This is a genomic window from Rhizobium sp. R693, assembly GCF_002211315.1.
GTDB lineage: Bacteria > Pseudomonadota > Alphaproteobacteria > Rhizobiales > Rhizobiaceae > Rhizobium.
The window spans coordinates 54,670-73,072 of record NZ_LOKY01000047.1 but is presented as its reverse complement, the minus strand read 5'-3'; the positions used below and the strand labels follow the sequence as shown (position 1 = coordinate 73,072).

Genomic DNA, 18,403 nt, shown 5'->3' with positions numbered 1-18,403 from the left:
TGGAGTCGCATGACAACACAGCAGATCCTCGCCTTCAGCGTGATCGGCCTGATGATGGCGATCTTCATCTGGGATCGCTTCCGCTATGATCTGGTCGCCTGTTGTTCCCTTGTTCTGGCAGTAGCTGTCGGCATCGTGCCTTTCGACAGGGCATTTTCGGGCTTCAGCGATGACATCGTCATCATTGTAGGCAGTGCGCTCATCGTCAGTGCCGGCGTCGCGCGCTCCGGAATCGTCGACACCACGATCAAGCGATTCTTCCCCAATCTGACCAAGCTGCATGCGCAACTCGCCCTGCTGCTCATCGTTGTCGCCGTTCTCTCTGCCTTCATCAAGAACATCGGCGCGCTTGCGATCATGATCCCGGTCGCCTTCCAGTTTGCCCGCAAGAGTGGGAGATCACCATCGTTCTACCTGATGCCCATGAGCTTTGCCGCCCTTCTGGGCGGGCTGATGACCCAGATCGGCACCTCGCCGAACATCGTGGTCTCGCGACTCCGTGGCGAAATCAGTGGTGAACCCTTCACGATGTTCGACTTCACGCCGGTCGGAGCGACGCTAACACTGGTCGGCATTGTCTTTCTGATCTTCTTCCACTGGCTCCTTCCCGAGCGACAGAACGAGAATCCGTCGCTGGAGGAAGCGCTGGATCTCAAGAACTATTTTTCCGAGGCAACCGTCGTGGAGGGCTCGGGTTTCGAAGGCAAGGCACTCAACGGCATCCTGCAGCTTGGCGATGGAGAAGTAATCGCAACCGCGATCCTGCGCGGGCATTCACGCCTTTCGCCCTTCCCTGACATCCTCCTGAAAGCAGGCGACACGATCCTGCTGGAGGGGCGCCCGGAGGCGCTGGACCGCGTCGTTTCCAATGCCAAGCTCAAGCTTGCCGGCAAACCGATCCCTGAGGCGAAGGCCGAGGGAGACGTCACCTCCATCGAAGCGGTGATTTCATCCGAGTCCATGCTGGTCGGCTGGTCCGCGCGCCAGCTTTCACTGTGGAACCGCCGTCGGATCAACCTGCTGGCCGTCAGCCGCCACGGTCACCGGCTGACAGAGCGCCTGAGCGAAGTGACCCTGCGCGCCGGCGATGTTCTTGTGTTACAGGGCAGCCGCCGAAACCTGCCTGCCTTCCTGCAGGAATTCGCCTGCCTTCCCCTGGCGCAGCGCGACATCATGCTCGGCACACCGCGCAGGGCCTATGTGCCGCTGCTGATCCTCGCCGCCGCGATGGGTGTAACCGCAGCCGGAATGGTTCCGGTTTCGGTTGCCTTCTTCTGCGCGGCGCTGGCAATGGTCGTCTTTCGGGCAATCCCGCTCGCCGAGGTCTACAAGGCCGTGGACGGGCCGATCCTGATCATGCTTGCGGCTCTGATCCCCGTCTCCGACACACTGCGAACGACCGGCGGCAGCGATCTGATTGCCGGCTGGCTTGGCCACTTTGCGGCCCAGATGCCGCCCTTCGGCGCATTGGCGCTGATCCTCATCACCGCCATGGCGGTAACCCCGTTCCTCAACAATGCGGCAACGGTTCTGGTCATGGCGCCGATTGCGGCAAGCTTCGCCCAGACACTCGGATACCGGCCTGAGGCGTTCCTGATGGCGGTCGCCATTGGAGCGGGTTGCGATTTCCTGACGCCGATCGGCCACCAATGCAATACACTTGTCTTCGGCCCGGGCGGTTACCGCTTCAGCGACTATCCTCGCCTCGGCCTGCCGCTGTCCTTCATCATCATCCTCGTCAGCGTGCCCGCCCTGCTATACGTCTGGCCGGTTCGTTGACCTAATTGCCCATTTTCCTTGACGCGCGCGGTCGAATATGGCCTTAAGGCCAGCCAAATGGGCAATCGGCGGATGAACGGGGGCAGTGCCCTTTTCCAGCCGGTTTCCTGATCCAGTTATCTGCATTCTTTCCGGCCGAACGTCGCTTTCCCAAGAAAAGCCGTCCGGCATTCATTTGACGGGCACATAAAATGACAGCTTCCGGCGTCCGCGTCCGCATTGCTCCCTCGCCGACCGGCGAGCCGCATGTCGGCACTGCTTACATCGCACTCTTCAACTATCTTTTCGCCAAGAAGAACGGCGGCGAGTTCATTCTGCGCATCGAAGACACCGATGCGACGCGCTCGACCCCGGAATTCGAAAAGAAGGTGCTGGACGCGCTGAAATGGTGCGGCCTCGAATGGAAGGAAGGTCCTGACATCGGCGGTCCCTACGGCCCCTATCGTCAGTCCGACCGCAAGGACATCTACACGCCCTACGGCCAGGAACTGCTGGACAAGGGCCACGCCTTCCGCTGTTTCTGCACGCCCGAGCGGCTGGAAAAGATGCGCGAAGAGCAGCGAGCCGCCGGCAAGGCACCGAAGTATGACGGTCTTTGCCTGAAATATTCGGCCGAAGAAGTCAGCTCCAAGATGGCAGCCGGCGAAGGCTCGGTCATCCGTATGAAGATCCCGACCGAGGGCTCCTGTGACTTCACCGACGGTGTCTACGGCGACGTCAGCATTCCGTGGGATTCCGTCGATATGCAGGTCCTCATCAAGGGCGACGGCATGCCGACCTATCATATGGCAAACGTCATCGACGACCATCTGATGCAGATCACCCACGTCGCCCGCGGCGAAGAGTGGCTGGCGTCCGTGCCGAAGCACATCCTGCTTTACCGCTACTTCGGCTGGGAGCAGCCGGTGTTCATGCATCTTTCGCTGATGCGCAACGCCGACAAGTCGAAGCTCTCGAAGCGCAAGAACCCGACGTCGATCTCCTATTACTCCGCTCTCGGCTATATTCCGGAAGCGCTGATGAACTTCCTCGGCCTGTTCTTCGTGCAGATCGCCGAAGGCGAAGAGCTGCTGACGATGGACGAACTCTCGGAAAAGTTCGATCCCGAAAACCTTTCCAAGGCCGGCGCGATCTTCGACATCCAGAAGCTGGATTGGCTGAACGGTCGCTGGATCCGCGAGAAGCTGTCGGAAGAGGAATTCCAGGCCCGCGTGCTCGACTGGGCGATGGAGAACGACCGCCTGAAGGCCGGCCTGCGCCTGTCGCAGTCGCGTATTTCCAAACTCGGCGAACTCCCTGATCTCGCAGGCTTCCTGTTGAAGTCCGACCTCCGCGTGGACCCCTCGGCCTTCGCCAAGATCAAGTCGCCGCCGGAAGAGATCCTCGAGATCCTCAACACCGTTCAGCCGGATCTCGAAAAGATTCTCGAATGGAACGTCGAGACGATCGAGGCCGAGCTGCGCGCGATTACCGATCGCATGGGCAAGAAGCTGAAGGTCGTCGTGGCGCCGCTCTTCGTTGCCGTCTCCGGCTCGTCGCGCTCGCTGCCGCTCTTCGACTCGATGGCGATCCTCGGCCGCTCCGTCGTGCGTCAGCGGTTGAAACTGGCCGCCCAGGCAGTTGCCTCCCTCGTCGGCCCGAAGAACTGAACCGGACGTTTGCATCATGACCGAAAAGACCGAAACAGCGACCCTTTCCTCCGACGCCACCGAGGTCCGCGCACAGAAGCTGAAGCTGCTGCGCGAACAGATCGGCGACGTCTATCCGGCGCATTTCCACCGGACCATGACCAATGCCGAACTGGCGAAGAAGTACGAAGGCCTCGAGTCTGATGTCGAGACACAGGATGTGGTGACCGTTGCCGGTCGCGTTTATTCCTCGCGCAATTCAGGCATGTTCATGGATATCCATGACGCCTCCTGCAAAATCCAGATCTTCAGCCACAAGGACGTGACGCCGGAAGAAGCACGCAACATGCTCGGCATGATCGATATCGGCGACATCATCGGCGTCACCGGTACGGTGCGGCGTACGAAGCGCGGCGAATTGTCGATCAACGCCCGCGAAATCACCATGCTGACGAAGTCGCTACTCCCCATGCCGGAGAAGTGGCACGGCGTCTCCGATGTCGAGATCCGCTATCGCAAGCGCCACCTCGACATCATGACCAACGAGGAATCGAAACTCCGTTTCCAGCAGCGCTCGAAGATCGTCTCCGGCATCCGTCGCTTCATGGAAAACGACGGTTTCATGGAAGTCGAAACGCCGATGCTGCACTCGGTCTACGGCGGCGCCACCGCCGAGCCGTTCAAGACGCATCACAACACGCTGAAGCTCGACATGTACCTGCGCATCGCGCCGGAGCTGTATCTGAAGCGGACGCTGGTTTCGGGCCTCACCGACAAGGTGTTCGAGATCAACCGCAACTTCCGCAACGAAGGCGTCTCGACCCGGCACAATCCAGAATTCACGATGATGGAGTGCTACTGGGCCTATGCCGACTACGAGGACATCATGGACCTCGTCGAACGGCTCTTCGAAAGTCTGGCGCTGTCGATCCATGGCACGACGGAATTCCCCTTCGGCGACAAGACGATCTCCTTCAAGGGTCCGTTCAAGCGCGTGCCGATGCCCGACGCCGTCAAGGAAGTGGCCGGTATCGACTTCCTCGCCATCAAGACCGACGAGGAAGCCCGCGCCGCCGCTAAGGCCGCCGGTTTCGAAGTCGAGAAGGATTGGACCTGGGGTGAGTGCCTTGCCTTCATCTTCGAAGAGAAGGTTGAAGCGACGCTGATCCAGCCATCACACGTCACCCATTTCCCGAAGGACATCTCGCCTTTCGCCAAGGAAGTGCCGGGTGAGCCGCGCCTCGTCGAGCGCTTCGAGACCTACTGCAACGCCTGGGAACTCGGTAACGCGTTTTCGGAACTCAACGACCCGGAAGAGCAGCGTCGCCGCATGGTGGAGCAGCTGGAGCAGGCGCACGCCCGCGGCGAAAAGGAAAAGCAGCTGGACGACGAATTCCTCGATGCGATCGACCAGGGCATGCCGCCGGCAGGTGGCCTCGGCATCGGCGTCGATCGCCTGATCATGCTGCTCACCAACGCTCCGTCGATCCGCGACGTGATCCTCTTCCCGGCTCGCCGCAGCAAGGCAGACTGAGACGGCTCATAAGGAGTAGAAAAGGCGGCGGCCCCTCGCCGCCTTTTTTCGTTGGAATTGTCAGTGACCGGCAGCCGGTGCTGCCTCCGCCGGCGCGGAACCTTCTGCAGGCGCCGCGCCTTGCCCGCCACCCTCAGCCGGCTTTTCTTCCTTCTTCTCACCCTTGCCCTCGCCACCCTTCGTTGAGGCAACGGCGATCGGATCGATGCAGTCGGAGTATTCCTTGAAGGACGCGTTCAGCGCTGTGATCTCGTCCTCGGGCAGATCGACACGTTCGCCAAAGAACAACCCATTGGCGGCAGCCTCGCCGTCATAATAGCGGGCGGTGTACGTCTTCGCCTCCGCGCTTTCGAGAACGGGATCGGGATGCGGAATGTAGACGACGTCGGCGCCGATCGCCCGGCCGCGAATATCGGACCGCAGCGTCGGTCCATTGGCATCGAGCACAACGACCTGCACCAGATCGGGCTTCTGTGCATTGTAGATCGCCTTGGCCACGCGAAGCGCGGTCTTGACCCGCGTCATGCCATCGGTCGGCTCGGTCTTGATATACTTACGGATCCAGATGCGGTTCTGTTTCTTAATGGTGACGAGATTGACGTCGGTGCAGGAGAGACCGTTCATCGTCTCCGCGGAAAGGCCGAGGATCTTGTCTTTGCCGATGAACAGCGCGGCGCCGCCGGAGACGCCCCCGAGGAGGGCGACGCCAGCGATGATAAACACCAATTTCCGGGAAGGCCGGAAGATGCGCAGTAGGGCCTTCACGCCAACTGCTCCGCCATTAACGAGCTCCAACGCAATACGAGTGGTTTCGACGCTAGAGAAATGACGTTTCCGAATACTTAAACGAGCCCTCCAAGTTTGCGTCAGTATGGGATTAGCACCAAAAAAGGTCCAAGCTTTCCCTATGCTTGCCAATATCCTCGCGACCATGCTCTAACGGCGTATGGCCTTCACGCTCCGCCAGATCCAGTATTTCGTAGCCGTCGCCGAACAGGGCTCCGTAACGCGTGCCGCGCAGAACCTTTCGATCTCGCAATCCTCGGTTACGGAGGCGCTGAAAGAACTAGAAACCGATCTCGGCGTCGCGCTCTTCGAACGCCATCCGCGGGGCCTGTCGATCACCCACAATGGCCATCAGTTCCTGCGCCATGCGACGAAAATCCTGGCGAGCGTTTCTGATGCGCGCACCAGTTTTTCCGGCAAGCAGAATGAACTGTCAGGCACGCTCAATATCGGCGTCACCTCGCTCGTTGCCGGCTACGTGCTCTCCGACCTCTTGGCCCGCTATCGCCGCGCCTGCCCAGGCGTCGAAGTCAGCGCCATCGAGGACAATGGCAGCTATCTCGAGCATCTGTTGGTCGGCGGCGAGCTGGATGTGGCTGTCATGGTGATCTCCAACCTGCGTGACCGCATGGCCCTGCAGGCGGAAATTCTGGAAACCTCGCCCTACCGGCTGTGGTTGCCCATGGGCCACCCGCTGGTCTCTGCCGACATCATCTCCGTCGCCGATATCGCCCGCGAGCCGCTGATCATGCTGACCGTCGACGAAATCGAGGAGAACACCGGCAAGCTGCTTTCGGCGCTCGGCGCGCGCCCGCATGTTGCCTTCCGCACGCGTTCGGTGGAAGCGGTGCGCAGCCTGGTCGCCACCGGCGCCGGCGTGGCGCTGCTGCCGGATCTCGTCTATCGCCCCTGGTCGCTGGAAGGCGACCGCATCGAGAGCCGTGACGTGTCCGGCTCGCTCCCCGTCGTCCAGGTGGGCATGGTCTGGCGCAAGGGGTCGAGCCTGCCGCAGGCGGCCCGCGACTTTGTGGGCATTGCGGAGGCGCTCCGGTCCGGTCGGCCGCGCTGAATGCCAGTATTGATATCGGATTTTCCGATATTGGCTTTCTGATAAATGAATTTGCGAAACCGGAAAATTCGGCGCACTTTTTCATCTGGGAACATAACGCCACGAAAAGTGGCAAAACCGGGAGACATCAGATGAAATATCTTCTGAAATCATGCACTGCTGCCCTCGCGAGCTTAAGCTTCGTGACGCAGGTGGCCGCTGCTGAACCGCTGAAGGCGCTCGGCAAGGGCGAAGGTGCAGTGAGCATCGTAGCCTGGGCGGGTTACATCGAACGCGGCGAAAGCGACAAGAGCTACGACTGGGTCACCGCTTTCGAAAAGGAAACCGGCTGCAAGGTCTCCGTCAAGACGGCCGCGACCTCGGATGAAATGGTCTCGCTGATGAACGAAGGGGGCTTCGATCTCGTCACCGCGTCCGGCGACGCATCGCTTCGCCTGATCGCCGGCAAGCGTGTCCAGCCGATCAACACCGACCTGATCCCGAGCTTCAAGAATGTCGATCCGCGCCTGCAGAAGGGCGCGTGGTACACGGTCAATGGCGCCCACTACGGCGTACCCTACCTCTGGGGGCCGAACGTTCTTATGTACAACACCGATGCCTTCAAGGATAAGGCGCCGACCAGCTGGAAGGTCGTGTTCGAGGAAGAGGTGCTTCCGGATGGCAAGTCCAACAAGGGGCGTGTGCAGGCCTATGACGGCCCGATCTATATTGCGGATGCCGCCCTCTACCTGATGGCGCACAAGCCGGACCTCGGCATCAAGGATCCTTACGAGCTGAACGAAGACCAGTACAAGGCAGCCCTCGATCTGCTGCGCGGCCAGCGCAAGCTCGTTTCCCGCTACTGGCACGACGCGATGATCCAGATCGACGACTTCAAGAACGAGGGCGTGGTCGCCTCGGGCTCCTGGCCGTTCCAGGTCAACCTGATGCAGGCCGACAAGCAGAAGATCGCCTCCACCTTCCCGGAAGAAGGGGCAACCGGCTGGGCTGATACGACCATGCTGCACGTCGACAGCGAGCACCCGAACTGCGCCTACATGTGGATGGAGCATTCGCTGCAAGCCAAGGTCCAGGGCGACGCCGCTGCCTGGTTTGGCGCGGTGCCGTCGGTCCCCGCAGCCTGCAAAGGCAACGAATTGCTGACCGACGAAGGTTGCGCAACGAACGGCTTCGACCACTTCGACAAGATCAAGTTCTGGAGAACGCCGACCGCGAAGTGCGCCACGCAGAACGAGTGCGTGCCGTATCACCGTTGGGTATCTGACTATATCGGCGTGATCGGCGGACGATAATTTCGCCCGCGACCTCTTCTTCTCCTCGCTCGGGGAGAAGACGCCCTGCGAGGGCAGACGAGGGGCAACCGAGCAAAAGAGCGGACGTCAGCGCGGGGGCGCGATGACGGAACGCCGAGTTGCCCCCTTGTTGGAGCCTTTTGGGCCACCTTCTTCCCGTTGCGAAGAAGTCAAAACAGACACTACATTCCGGAGCTTACAATGATCCCCGCCGTCCGTTTCCAACAGGTCTCGCGCCATTTCGGGCAGGTCCGTGCCGTCGACGGCGTCGATCTCGAAATTGCGCCGGGCGAATTCTTCGCCATGCTCGGCCCTTCCGGTTCCGGCAAAACCACGTGCCTGCGTTTGATCGCGGGCTTCGAACAGCCAACGGGCGGCCACATCGAAATCTTCGGCGAGACGGCCGAGGGCATTCCACCCTATCGCCGCAACGTCAACACCGTCTTCCAGGACTACGCGCTCTTCCCGCATCTCAACATCCTCGACAACGTCGCCTACGGACTGATGGTCAAGGGCATCGGTAAAGCCGAACGCACCAAAGCCGCCGAGCAGGCGCTGGAGCTTGTGAAGCTTCCCGGCTACGGCGCGCGCAAGCCCGGCCAGCTCTCCGGGGGCCAGCGGCAACGCGTGGCGCTCGCCCGCGCCCTCGTCAACAAGCCGAAGGTCCTGCTCCTCGACGAACCGCTCGGCGCGCTCGATCTGAAACTGCGCGAGCAGATGCAGGAGGAGCTGAAGAGCCTGCAGCGCGCGCTCGGCATCACCTTCGTCTTCGTCACTCATGACCAGGGCGAGGCGCTGTCGATGGCCGACCGCGTCGCCGTCTTCAACAATGGCGGGATCATCCAGGAAGGTACCCCGCACGACATCTATCGCTGCCCGAAGACACGCTTCGTCGCGGATTTCGTCGGCTCCTCCAATGTCATTGCGCCCGATCTGATGACCGCGCTCGGCGGCGAGAAGCGTTGGGCGAGCCTGCGTCCGGAAGCGATCCACGTCGCCGGCGAAGGTGTCGCGGCGCGTGTGGAGCACGCGAGCTTCCTGGGTGCTGCAACCCGCTTGTCGGTCGATATCCGCGGCACGCGGCTGCACGTCATGCTGCCTGCCGGCGCCCACGTGCCGGATGTCGGCACGAGCGTTCGCCTCGCTTGGCAGCCTGTGGACGTGCATTACATGGACGACGCAGCATGACCACCCTTGCGCTGACCAAGACGACCGATCTGCGCGAGACCTCGATCCTGCCCGGTCGCGGTGGCTTCTTCGGACGGCTTTCCGATGCCTTCTGGCGACGTCCGAAACTGCTGCTCTTCCTGATGCTGACGCCGCCGCTGCTGTGGCTCGGCATCATCTACATCGGCTCACTGATCGCCCTGCTCCTGCAGAGCTTCTTCTCGATCGATGATTTCTCAGGCCTGGTGAATTACGAATTCACGCTCGCGACCTATGCGCAGCTCCTCAGCCCGACGAATTTCGACATCATCATCCGCACGATCATCATGGCGGCACTGGTGACGCTGGCCTCCGCCGTCGTCGCCTTTCCGATCGCCTATTACGCCGCCCGTTACGCGCAGGGCAAATGGAAGGCGCTGTTCTATCTCGGTGTCATGCTACCACTCTGGTCGAGTTATCTCGTCAAGATCTATGCCTGGAAGCTGATCCTGGCCAAGGAAGGCATCCTCACCTGGATCTTCGAGAAGATGCACCTTTCCTGGTTGCTCGACGGCATTCTCAACCTGCCCGTCATCGGCGGCAATTCGCTGTCGGTCAGCTATCTCGGCACGTTTGTCGTCTTCGTCTATGTCTGGCTGCCCTACATGATCCTGCCGACACAGGCAGCGCTCGAACGCGTCCCGGGCAACCTCATCGAGGCCTCGTCCGATCTCGGCGCGACCCCGAGCCAGACGTTCCGCACAGTGCTTTTTCCGCTGGCGCTGCCCGGTATCGTCGCCGGCTCGATCTTCACCTTCTCGCTGACCCTTGGCGACTACATCATCCCGCAGATCATCGGCTCGTCGCGTCTCTTCATCGGCCAGGCGGTCTACGCCCAGCAGGGCACGGCAGGCAACGTCCCGCTCGCGGCCGCCTTCTCCGTCGTGCCGATCGTCATCATGGCCATCTATCTCTGGCTCGCCAAGAAACAGGGGGCCTTCGATGCGCTCTGACCGTTCCCAGCGTTCGCCGCTGTTCCTGAAGATCGCCGCAGCCGGCGGCCTGCTCTTCCTGCATCTGCCGATCCTATTGATCTTCGTCTACGCCTTCACGACGGAGGAAAAGAGCTATCAATGGCCGCCGCCGGGGCTGACGACGCAATGGTTCGCCATCGCCTGGAACCGTCCGGATGTCTGGTCGGCGCTCGGCCTGTCCGTGCAGGTTGCCTGCATCGCCACATCAATCGCACTTGTGCTTGGCACCCTCTGCGCCGCGGCGATCAGCCAGACAAAGTTCTTCGGCCGCGAGGCGATCTCGCTGCTGGTCATCCTGCCCATCGCGCTCCCCGGCATCATAACCGGCATTGCGCTGCGCTCCGCCTTCAGCCTGTTCGATATTCCCTTCTCGGTCTGGACGATCGTGCTTGGCCACGCGACCTTCTGCGTCGTTGTTGTCTACAACAACGCCGTCGCCCGCTTCCGCCGCACCTCCGGTTCGCTGATCGAGGCATCGATGGATCTTGGCGCCGATGGCTTCCAGACCTTCCGCCATGTCATCCTGCCGAACATCGGCACGGCGCTTCTGGCCGGCGGCATGCTCGCCTTCGCGCTGTCGTTCGACGAGGTCATTGTCACCACATTCACCGGCGGACAGCAATCGACGCTACCGATCTGGATGCTCGAAGAACTCATCCGGCCGCGGCAGCGCCCTGTTACCAACGTGGTCGCGATGGTCGTCGTGCTCGTCACTTTCCTGCCGATCCTGGCAGCCTACTACCTCACTCGCGACGGCGACCAGGTCGCCGGAGCCGGCAAATAACCAGAGTGGGATGCGGAAAAGTGTGAAGCGGTTTTCCGCCCACATCCCACTCCGTCAACAATAAGGGAGAACATCATGGACACCGCGATGCTGATTGGGTCCCGCTTCGAAGCGGGCACGGAAACGGACGAGCACATCCTGAACCCGAAAACGGGCGAAACAGTGCTTGACCTGCCGGAAGCCTCGCTTGGCCAGATCGACGCCGCCGTGGACGCCGCGGAAGGCGCGTTCAAGCACTGGTCGCAGACGACGCCGGGCGAACGCTCCAGCTACCTCCTGAAGATTGCCGATGCGATCGAAAAGGATGCTGCGGGCTTTGCCGCATTGGAAGCGCTGAACTGCGGCAAGCCGATCAACGCCGTGCTGAACGACGAGATCCCGGCGATCGTCGATTGTTATCGCTTCTTCGCCGGTGCTGTCCGCAACCTGCACGGCCCGGTCGCCGGTGAATATCTGCCGAACCATACCTCGATGATCCGCCGCGACGCCGTCGGCATCGTCGGCTCGATCGCGCCGTGGAACTATCCGCTGATGATGATGGCCTGGAAGCTCGCGCCGGCGATCGCCGGCGGCAACACCGTCGTCTTCAAGCCTTCCGAACAGACGCCGTTGACGGCCCTGAAGATGGCGAAACTGCTCTCCGAAATCCTGCCGGAAGGCGTCGTCAACGTCGTCCTCGGCCGCGGCGAAAGCGTCGGCAACGCGCTGATCAACCATGCGAAGATCTCGATGCTGTCGATCACGGGCGATGTCGCCACCGGCAAGAAGGTGCTGCAGGCCGCCGCCAAGACCGTGAAGCGCACCCACCTCGAGCTCGGCGGCAAGGCGCCGGTCATCGTCTTCGACGACGCCGATATCGATGCTGTCGTCTCCGGCATCCGCACTTTTGGCTACTACAATGCCGGCCAGGACTGCACTGCCGCCTGCCGCATCTATGCAGACGCGAAGGTCTACGACAAATTCGTCGCCGACCTCTCCTCGGCCGTCTCCTCGATCAGGTTCAACCAGGCAGACGATACCGAAAACGAAATCGGCCCGCTGATCTCCAAACGCCAGCGTGACCGCGTCGAAAGCTTCGTCGCCCGCGCCGGCGAGCACAAGCACATGGAGATCACGACCGGCGGCAAGACCTCCGGCGACAAGGGCTTCTTCTACACGCCAACGGTCATCGCGGGCGCCACGCAGGATGACGAAATCGTTCGTCGTGAGGTCTTCGGCCCCGTCGTCTCGGTCACCCGCTTCACCGATGTCGAGGATGCCGTCACTTGGGCGAACGACAGCGACTATGGCCTCGCCTCGTCCGTCTGGACCAAGAATATCAGCCGCGGCATGAAGACCGCCGCCCGCCTGCAATATGGCTGCACCTGGATCAACACCCACTTCATGCTCACCAATGAAATGCCGCACGGCGGCCTGAAGCAATCAGGCTACGGCAAGGACATGTCCGTCTACGCACTGGAAGACTACACGGCCGTCCGCCACGTGATGATCAATCACGGCTGATCCGCGCGCCGGGCCGTTGGCCCGGCCCGCAACCCAAAAACAATAAATACGCAAAGGGGAGTCCATATGAAACGCCGCACCATTCTTGCCGCCCTCGGCGGCATCTGCCTCGCGTCGACGCTTACCGCTGCGCCGGTCTATGCCGCCGATCAGACGCCGCTTGAGGTCGTCCAACAGTATCTGGCCGCATGGAACGCCCATGACGCCACCAAGGCCGCCTCTTACTTCGATGAGAAGGTGAGCTACTACGACGCAACCGTCGGCAAGCCGACAGTTGGACGGGCCGACGCCAAGGCCGGCGTCATCGACAACTTCATGACCGCTGCGCCGGATCTGAAATGGGTGATGCGCGGCGATCCGATCGTCAGCGGAAACAAGGTCTCCTTCGAGTGGACCTTTTCGGGCAACAACAGCGGTACCTGGGCCGATGGCACAAAAGCGACCAACAAGTCCTTCTCCTTTGATGGCGCTTCGGTCTTCGTGATTGAGAACAACACCATCAAGCAGCAGTCGGATTATTACGACGCCCTTGGCTTCTACAAGCAACTGGGCCTGATGTAACTCGACGATCCGCGACGGCGCCCGCACCAAGGGTGCCGTCAAATTGCCGGCTCTGCCGACACTCCCGCGCGCGCCAATCGCGGGAACCGCACATGGAACAAATTTCCTCGCATTGCGTCATCCAAGCGATGAACAAAGAGGAAAACATCCATGCTTAAATGGGCTCTTATATTCTTCGTTATTTCGCTGATCGCCGGCCTCCTAGGTTTTTCCGGGATATCGGCGGCCACGGCGACGATCGCACGTGTCCTCTTCGGCATTGCGCTGGTGATCTTCCTGATCTTCCTCGTCCTGGCGTTGCTGGCTGGCAATGCTGTTGTGTAACTTTGTCGGTCAGCCAAGCAGGCTTGCGCCAACATTGATCGCCAAAGCAAGGATCGTCGTATTGAACAGGAACGAGAGAACTGAGTGAAGAAGCGTCAGCTTTCGCATCGCGGTAGAGGTCGTCGCCACATCCGCAGTCTGCGAGGCGACGCCGATGGTGAAGGAGTAATAGAGGAAGTCCCAATAGACCGGCTCGTCATTGCCTTCCGGAAACTTCAACCCCTCCGCCCTGTCCTCGCCACCATAGAAGCGGTGCGCATAGTGGACAGTGAAGAGTGTGTGCAGGAAGACCCACGAATTCAGAATGGTGACGATGGCCACGAGTGCCCGCGCCAAGGCTTCGCTTGGTCCGGCGTCCTTGGCGAAGTGAAGTTCGAGCGCGATACCGCCGATGCTCGCGACGGCTGCTACAATCGACAGCGCCAGCAGGAAAACATCTGAAAAGTCGAGATCCTCAGCCCGCTTGCGGATGCTGGCGACGGTCGCACGCAACATTCGCCGCCAAGTCAGCGCCGTAAATACGACGGCGCTAACGTTCCAGCCGAAAATCAGATTCTGCGGATTGACCTCCCTGCTTGTCAAAAGCAGGAACGTCACTAACCCGGCGGCCAAGGCGACGCCGAAGACCATGTGCTTACGCACTTGCCCCATGACCCGATTTTCCCGGTCCACCGTGCCTTCCGCCATCACTGTCCTACCAATGCAAGATTGCCTTTGATATCAGCTTGATGGCGGCGGGAGCAATATGGCTTCAGCCGGTCCAGCCGCCATCGACGACATGGATCTGGCCGGTGGTGAAGCCTGCATCATCGCCGGCAAGATAGGTCACAAGTGCGGCGATCTCCTCGGGTGTCGCAATGCGTCCCATTGGCTGGCGGGCGATGAAATCCTTCAACGCCTTCTCGTAGTCGCCGGTGGCACGCAAACGATCATGCAGGGAGGGGCTGTCCACCGTGCCGGGGCAGATCGCGTTGGCGCGGATGCCCTTGGCAACAAAGTCAGACGCAATCGACTTGGTGAGCCCGATCACGGCTGCCTTCGACGCACTATAGGCGAAGCGATTGGGCACGCCCTTCACACTGGAGGCGACCGAGGCCATGTTGACGATCGAGCCCTTGCCTTTTTCCAGCATGCCCGGAAGAAAGGTACGGCAGGTCGTATACATGGCCTTGGCGTTGAGGTTGAAAGAGAAATCCCAATCCTTCTCCTCGCATTCGAGGATCGTGCCCGCATGCACGAAGCCCGCGCAATTGAAGAGGACGTCGATCGGGCCGATCTCGGCCGCGAAGGCGCGCACGGCATCGCTATCAAGCACATTCAGAACATGTTTCCCGGCACCTTCCAGCGTGGAAAGCGTCGTCTCGTTGATATCGGTCGCGTAGACATGCGCGCCGAGCGAAAGGAAACGCTCAGCGCTCGCTCGACCAATACCCTGACCTGCCGCCGTGATGACGACCTTCTTGCCTTCCAAACCGTGGCTCATACGTCCTCCCATAATTCCAGCGCTTGCGACGCGTTCATTCATATGCAAACAATATATTCAAATTGGCGTCAACCTGTTTCAAACACGCTTCGCTCGCGGGAGAAACCCTAGTCGATCTCGTGACGACGGGCATGGTAAATCTGGCCATCGAGGCGTCATCCGGCTCCTATGCCGCAGCTCGACGCATACAAATCGCATGAATGGGAGGAACCGAATGCTTTTCGATACTCATCTGCATATCGTCGATCGGCAGGCGCTCGATTATCCCTGGCTCTCCGGCGCTGGTAACCTCAACCGGGACAGTCTTTATGAGGACTACGCGCGTGATGCGCTGCGCTGTGGGATCTCCAACGTTCTGCATATGGAGGTGGATGTCGCCCCCGAGCGTATTGATGACGAGACGAACTACGTCACGGAGATCAGTCGCCGACCGGGCAGCCTCGTGCGCGGCGTCATTGCCGCCTGCCGGCCGGAAGAGGATGGATTCGCGGCCTATCTCGAGCGGTCGCTTGCCGATCCCTTCATCAAGGGGTTCCGCCGCGTCTTGCATGTGGCGCCTGACGACACCGCCGCACGGCCGCTGTTCCGCGAAAACATCAGGCGGTTATCAGCCACCCGCATAACGTTCGACCTCTGCGTCTTCCCGCACCAATTCGAAACCATCCTCGCGCTGGTCGATCACTGCCCGGGTGTTCGCTTCATTCTCGACCATTGCGCCAACCCACCGATCAAGGATGGGACGAGCGAAGTCTGGCGCAACGGTATCACGGAATTCTCCCGCCGCTCGAACGTGACGGCAAAGATTTCAGGCGTCATCGCCTATGGGGATCTCGAAAACTGGTCAGTCGACAGCCTCCGCCCGTATGTCGAACATACGATCGGCAGCTTCGGCTGGGATCGCGTCGTCTGGGGCAGCGACTGGCCCGTTTGCACGCTGGGCGGCGGGCTGACACCCTGGGTCGCGGCCACCCATGCGCTGACATCGGGCTGCAGCCCGGAGGAGCGCGACAAGCTCTATCACGCCAATGCCATGCGCATCTGGTCGATATGACACGAAAAAGGGCGGCGCCGATGGCACCGCCCTTTGTGTTGGAGCGCTCGTAGTCCTTAAGCAGCTGCGAGCTGCAGTTCTTTCTGAACGTTGCTGCGCAGCGTGCCGAGGTCCTTGGCGAAGGCGCGGATGCCCTCTGCGAGCTTTTCGGTCGCCATCGCGTCTTCGTTCATCATCCAGCGGAAGGTCTTTTCGTCGACCGTGATCTTCGGGGCGGGCTTCGTCACGTCAGGCGACAGCTTGCGCTCGAGCTTGCCCTGGTCGTTGGAAAGTTCGTCGAGCAGGTTAGGCGCGATCGTCAGCCGATCGCAACCGGCCAGCGCCTCGATTTCACCAGCGCTGCGGAACGAGGCACCCATGACGATCGTCTTGATGTCGTTGGCCTTGTAGTAGTTGTAAATGTCGCGGACGGAGATAACGCCCGGATCTTCCTCGGGCGTGAATTCCTTGCCCGTCGACTTCTTGTACCAGTCAAGGATACGGCCGACGAACGGCGAGATCAGGAATACCTTGGCGTCAGCGCAGGCAACGGCCTGGGCCTTCGAGAACAGAAGCGTCAGGTTGCAGTCGATGCCTTCCTTCTGCAGGATTTCGGCAGCTCGAATGCCTTCCCAGGTCGATGCCAGCTTGATGAGGATGCGGTCGCGCTCGATGCCGCGTTCCGTATAGGCAGCGATGATCGAACGTGCCTTGGCAAGCGATGCCTCCGTATCGAAGGAAAGGTCCGCATCGACTTCAGTCGACACACGACCCGGAACGAGTTTGACGAGCGCGGCGCCAACGGAGATCGCCAGACGATCGGCAACGGCGGCGGAAACGGCCTCCGGATTGCCGCCCTGCTTCTTGCCCCAGGCAACGGCTTCCTTGACCGTGTCTGCGAACATCGGTGTGCCGAGTGCCTTGAGCACGATGCTCGGATTCGTGGTGCAATCGACCGGCTTCAGACGGGCAACAGCCTCGATGTCACCGGTATCGGCAACGACGGTGGTCATTTCGCGGAGTTGGTCAAGCTTGGATGTCATGGTTACTGGTCCTTTTGACTTGAGCTGCGCGCCGGCGCGATTTTCGACCGGCAAATCTGTCTACGAACAAGCGGTATCGCTGATCGGATCGCGTCCGCCGTTTCCGAACGGGCGCTGATGTAAGGGACGGTCGTATCGCCGCGGCGGAAAGACGTCATGCTTCGGCTGCGCGGCACGTCAGGCCGCAGCGCAAATGCTGATGGTGACTTCCCACTTGCCCGCACATTGCCTCCTCCGACGCACAAGGGCGACTTCTTCGCGGCGACTATCGCTATTCCAACCTAGATATGTCAAGGACATTTGTGCATTTCAATTGACATAAGTGTCACACCCGTCATTATCGGGCGGATTAACGAACCTGCCCTGGCTTGATGGTAGATCTAGGGCGCAATTCACTCCGGAGGAGATGTGGTCAAGCTCAAACGCGGCACGCATACGGCTTATTCTGAAGCATCGTCTCTGAGGTTGCGCGCGGCCTGGCTCTACTACAATCAGGGGCTGACGCAGAAGGACGTCGCCGAACAGCTCGGTATCAGCCGCACGACGGTGATCCGTCTGCTCGATGAGGCGATGAAACGCAGCGAAGTGCAGATCTGGATCAACGATTCCATCGGCGATTGCGTTGAACTGTCGGTGAAGCTCGAGCGCGCCTATGGCCTCGACGAAGCGATCGTCGTGCCGGCGCCGCCGCAACCCGACGCCAACTCTCTGGCGAAGAGTGTTGGTCTTGCCTTGGGACAGTTTCTCTCGGAGGCCATTCCCGATGATTACACGATCGGCGTCGGCTGGGGCCGCACCATGACGGCCTCTCTCTCCAGCTTCCGGCCGCCCCGCCGCGACAATTGCAAGGTCGTCTCCCTGCTCGGCGGCGTCGTTGCCGTTCATCAGACGAACCCGATCGACTACACTTGGCGGCTCGCCAGCCAGCTCGGCGCGGAGTGCTACATGTTCCTCGCTCCGCTGCTGGTGGATTCGACCGAGACGAAGCGGAACCTCATCGAGAAATGCGGCCTGGACACGATCTATCGCCTGGCCGAAACGCTGGATCTCGCGATCGTCAGCTGCGGCGATATCGGCCCGCATTCGACCTCTCTGTCGGAGGGGTGGATCTCAAAAGCCGAACTGCAGCAACTGATCGACGCCGGCTGCGTCTGTGACACGATGTTCAACTTCCTCGACAAGGACGGCAACACGGTCGATCACTCGATCAACAGCCGCGTCATGTCGGTGGATCTCGATACACTGAAAAAGGCCAAGCATATCGTGTTGTCATCGGGCGGCGCGCATCGGGCGGTCGCAATCCGGGCCACCATCAAGCGGATCGGCTGCAATACGCTGATTACCGACGAGAGCGCCGCCAAGGCGCTGTTGGGCCTGGCAGAAGCGGTTTAACGGCGCCCGCCTCGG

General features: G+C 60.8%; 17 protein-coding genes. 13 read left to right on the top strand and 4 right to left on the bottom strand.

Annotation, left to right across the window (positions count from 1 at the left end; translation table 11 throughout):
* Positions 1-9 precede the first annotated feature (9 nt).
* The 3 genes from ATY79_RS26610 (at position 10) to lysS (ending at position 4,941) form a co-directional block, all read left to right on the top strand.
* Positions 10-1,779, top strand: coding sequence for an SLC13 family permease (locus tag ATY79_RS26610; RefSeq protein ID WP_088692166.1), 1,770 nt, complete (start codon positions 10-12; stop codon positions 1,777-1,779).
* Between the two features lie 191 nt (positions 1,780-1,970).
* Entirely contained in the window at positions 1,971-3,428 is a 1,458-nt protein-coding gene (gene gltX / locus ATY79_RS26605; protein ID WP_088692167.1) for a glutamate--tRNA ligase, read from the top strand.
* 13 nt (positions 3,429-3,441) lie between these two features.
* Positions 3,442-4,941, top strand: a complete 1,500-nt coding sequence (gene lysS / locus ATY79_RS26600; RefSeq protein WP_189637119.1) for a lysine--tRNA ligase — start codon at positions 3,442-3,444, stop codon at positions 4,939-4,941.
* Between the two features lie 60 nt (positions 4,942-5,001).
* On the opposite strand, the gene ATY79_RS26595 is transcribed toward lysS, so the two are convergent.
* A complete protein-coding gene (locus ATY79_RS26595; protein ID WP_088692169.1) occupies positions 5,002-5,706 on the bottom strand; it encodes a hypothetical protein in 705 nt (234 codons plus the stop codon).
* Positions 5,707-5,887: 181 nt separating this feature from the next.
* On the opposite strand from ATY79_RS26595, the gene ATY79_RS26590 reads away from it, so the two are divergent.
* The 8 genes from ATY79_RS26590 to ATY79_RS26555 all read left to right on the top strand — a co-directional run bounded on the left by ATY79_RS26590 (position 5,888) and on the right by ATY79_RS26555 (position 13,440).
* Positions 5,888-6,796, top strand: a complete 909-nt coding sequence (locus ATY79_RS26590; RefSeq protein WP_007527791.1) for a LysR family transcriptional regulator — start codon at positions 5,888-5,890, stop codon at positions 6,794-6,796.
* Positions 6,797-6,927: 131 nt separating this feature from the next.
* Entirely contained in the window at positions 6,928-8,088 is a 1,161-nt protein-coding gene (locus ATY79_RS26585) for an ABC transporter substrate-binding protein (RefSeq protein ID WP_088692170.1), read from the top strand.
* A 201-nt stretch (positions 8,089-8,289) separates the two neighbouring features.
* A complete protein-coding gene (locus ATY79_RS26580; protein ID WP_088692171.1) occupies positions 8,290-9,276 on the top strand; it encodes an ABC transporter ATP-binding protein in 987 nt (328 codons plus the stop codon).
* Positions 9,273-10,247 (top strand): ABC transporter permease, encoded by a 975-nt coding sequence (locus tag ATY79_RS26575; protein ID WP_088692172.1) that lies wholly within the window; start codon positions 9,273-9,275, stop codon positions 10,245-10,247. Before ATY79_RS26580 ends, ATY79_RS26575 begins: the two co-directional genes overlap by 4 nt.
* Positions 10,237-11,052, top strand: coding sequence for an ABC transporter permease (locus tag ATY79_RS26570; RefSeq protein WP_088692173.1), 816 nt, complete (start codon positions 10,237-10,239; stop codon positions 11,050-11,052). The genes ATY79_RS26575 and ATY79_RS26570 overlap by 11 nt, the downstream gene beginning before the upstream one ends.
* A 75-nt stretch (positions 11,053-11,127) precedes the next feature.
* Positions 11,128-12,555, top strand: a complete 1,428-nt coding sequence (locus ATY79_RS26565) for a gamma-aminobutyraldehyde dehydrogenase (protein ID WP_088692174.1) — start codon at positions 11,128-11,130, stop codon at positions 12,553-12,555.
* Positions 12,556-12,621: 66 nt separating this feature from the next.
* Positions 12,622-13,116, top strand: a complete 495-nt coding sequence (locus ATY79_RS26560) for an ester cyclase (RefSeq protein ID WP_088692175.1) — start codon at positions 12,622-12,624, stop codon at positions 13,114-13,116.
* 150 nt (positions 13,117-13,266) lie between these two features.
* Positions 13,267-13,440, top strand: coding sequence for a DUF1328 domain-containing protein (locus ATY79_RS26555; RefSeq protein WP_088692176.1), 174 nt, complete (start codon positions 13,267-13,269; stop codon positions 13,438-13,440).
* A 9-nt stretch (positions 13,441-13,449) separates the two neighbouring features.
* Here the strand turns inward: ATY79_RS26555 and ATY79_RS26550 are convergent, their stop codons facing one another.
* Positions 13,450-14,127, bottom strand: a complete 678-nt coding sequence (locus ATY79_RS26550; protein WP_088692177.1) for a DUF1345 domain-containing protein — start codon at positions 14,125-14,127, stop codon at positions 13,450-13,452.
* 64 nt (positions 14,128-14,191) lie between these two features.
* Positions 14,192-14,923, bottom strand: a complete 732-nt coding sequence (locus ATY79_RS26545) for an SDR family oxidoreductase (protein WP_088692178.1) — start codon at positions 14,921-14,923, stop codon at positions 14,192-14,194.
* A gap of 214 nt (positions 14,924-15,137) precedes the next feature.
* Here ATY79_RS26545 and ATY79_RS26540 point away from each other — a divergent pair, with 214 nt between their 5' ends.
* A complete protein-coding gene (locus ATY79_RS26540; protein WP_088692179.1) occupies positions 15,138-15,974 on the top strand; it encodes an amidohydrolase in 837 nt (278 codons plus the stop codon).
* 56 nt (positions 15,975-16,030) lie between these two features.
* On the opposite strand, the gene tal is transcribed toward ATY79_RS26540, so the two are convergent.
* Positions 16,031-16,996 carry a transaldolase gene (gene tal / locus ATY79_RS26535; RefSeq protein ID WP_088692180.1) on the bottom strand — a complete coding sequence of 322 codons (966 nt, stop codon included), beginning with the start codon at positions 16,994-16,996 and terminating at the stop codon, positions 16,031-16,033.
* Positions 16,997-17,404: 408 nt separating this feature from the next.
* Here tal and ATY79_RS26530 point away from each other — a divergent pair, with 408 nt between their 5' ends.
* On the top strand, positions 17,405-18,388 hold the full coding sequence (locus ATY79_RS26530) for a sugar-binding transcriptional regulator (protein ID WP_088692181.1): 984 nt from the start codon (positions 17,405-17,407) through the stop codon (positions 18,386-18,388).
* Positions 18,389-18,403 lie beyond the last annotated feature (15 nt).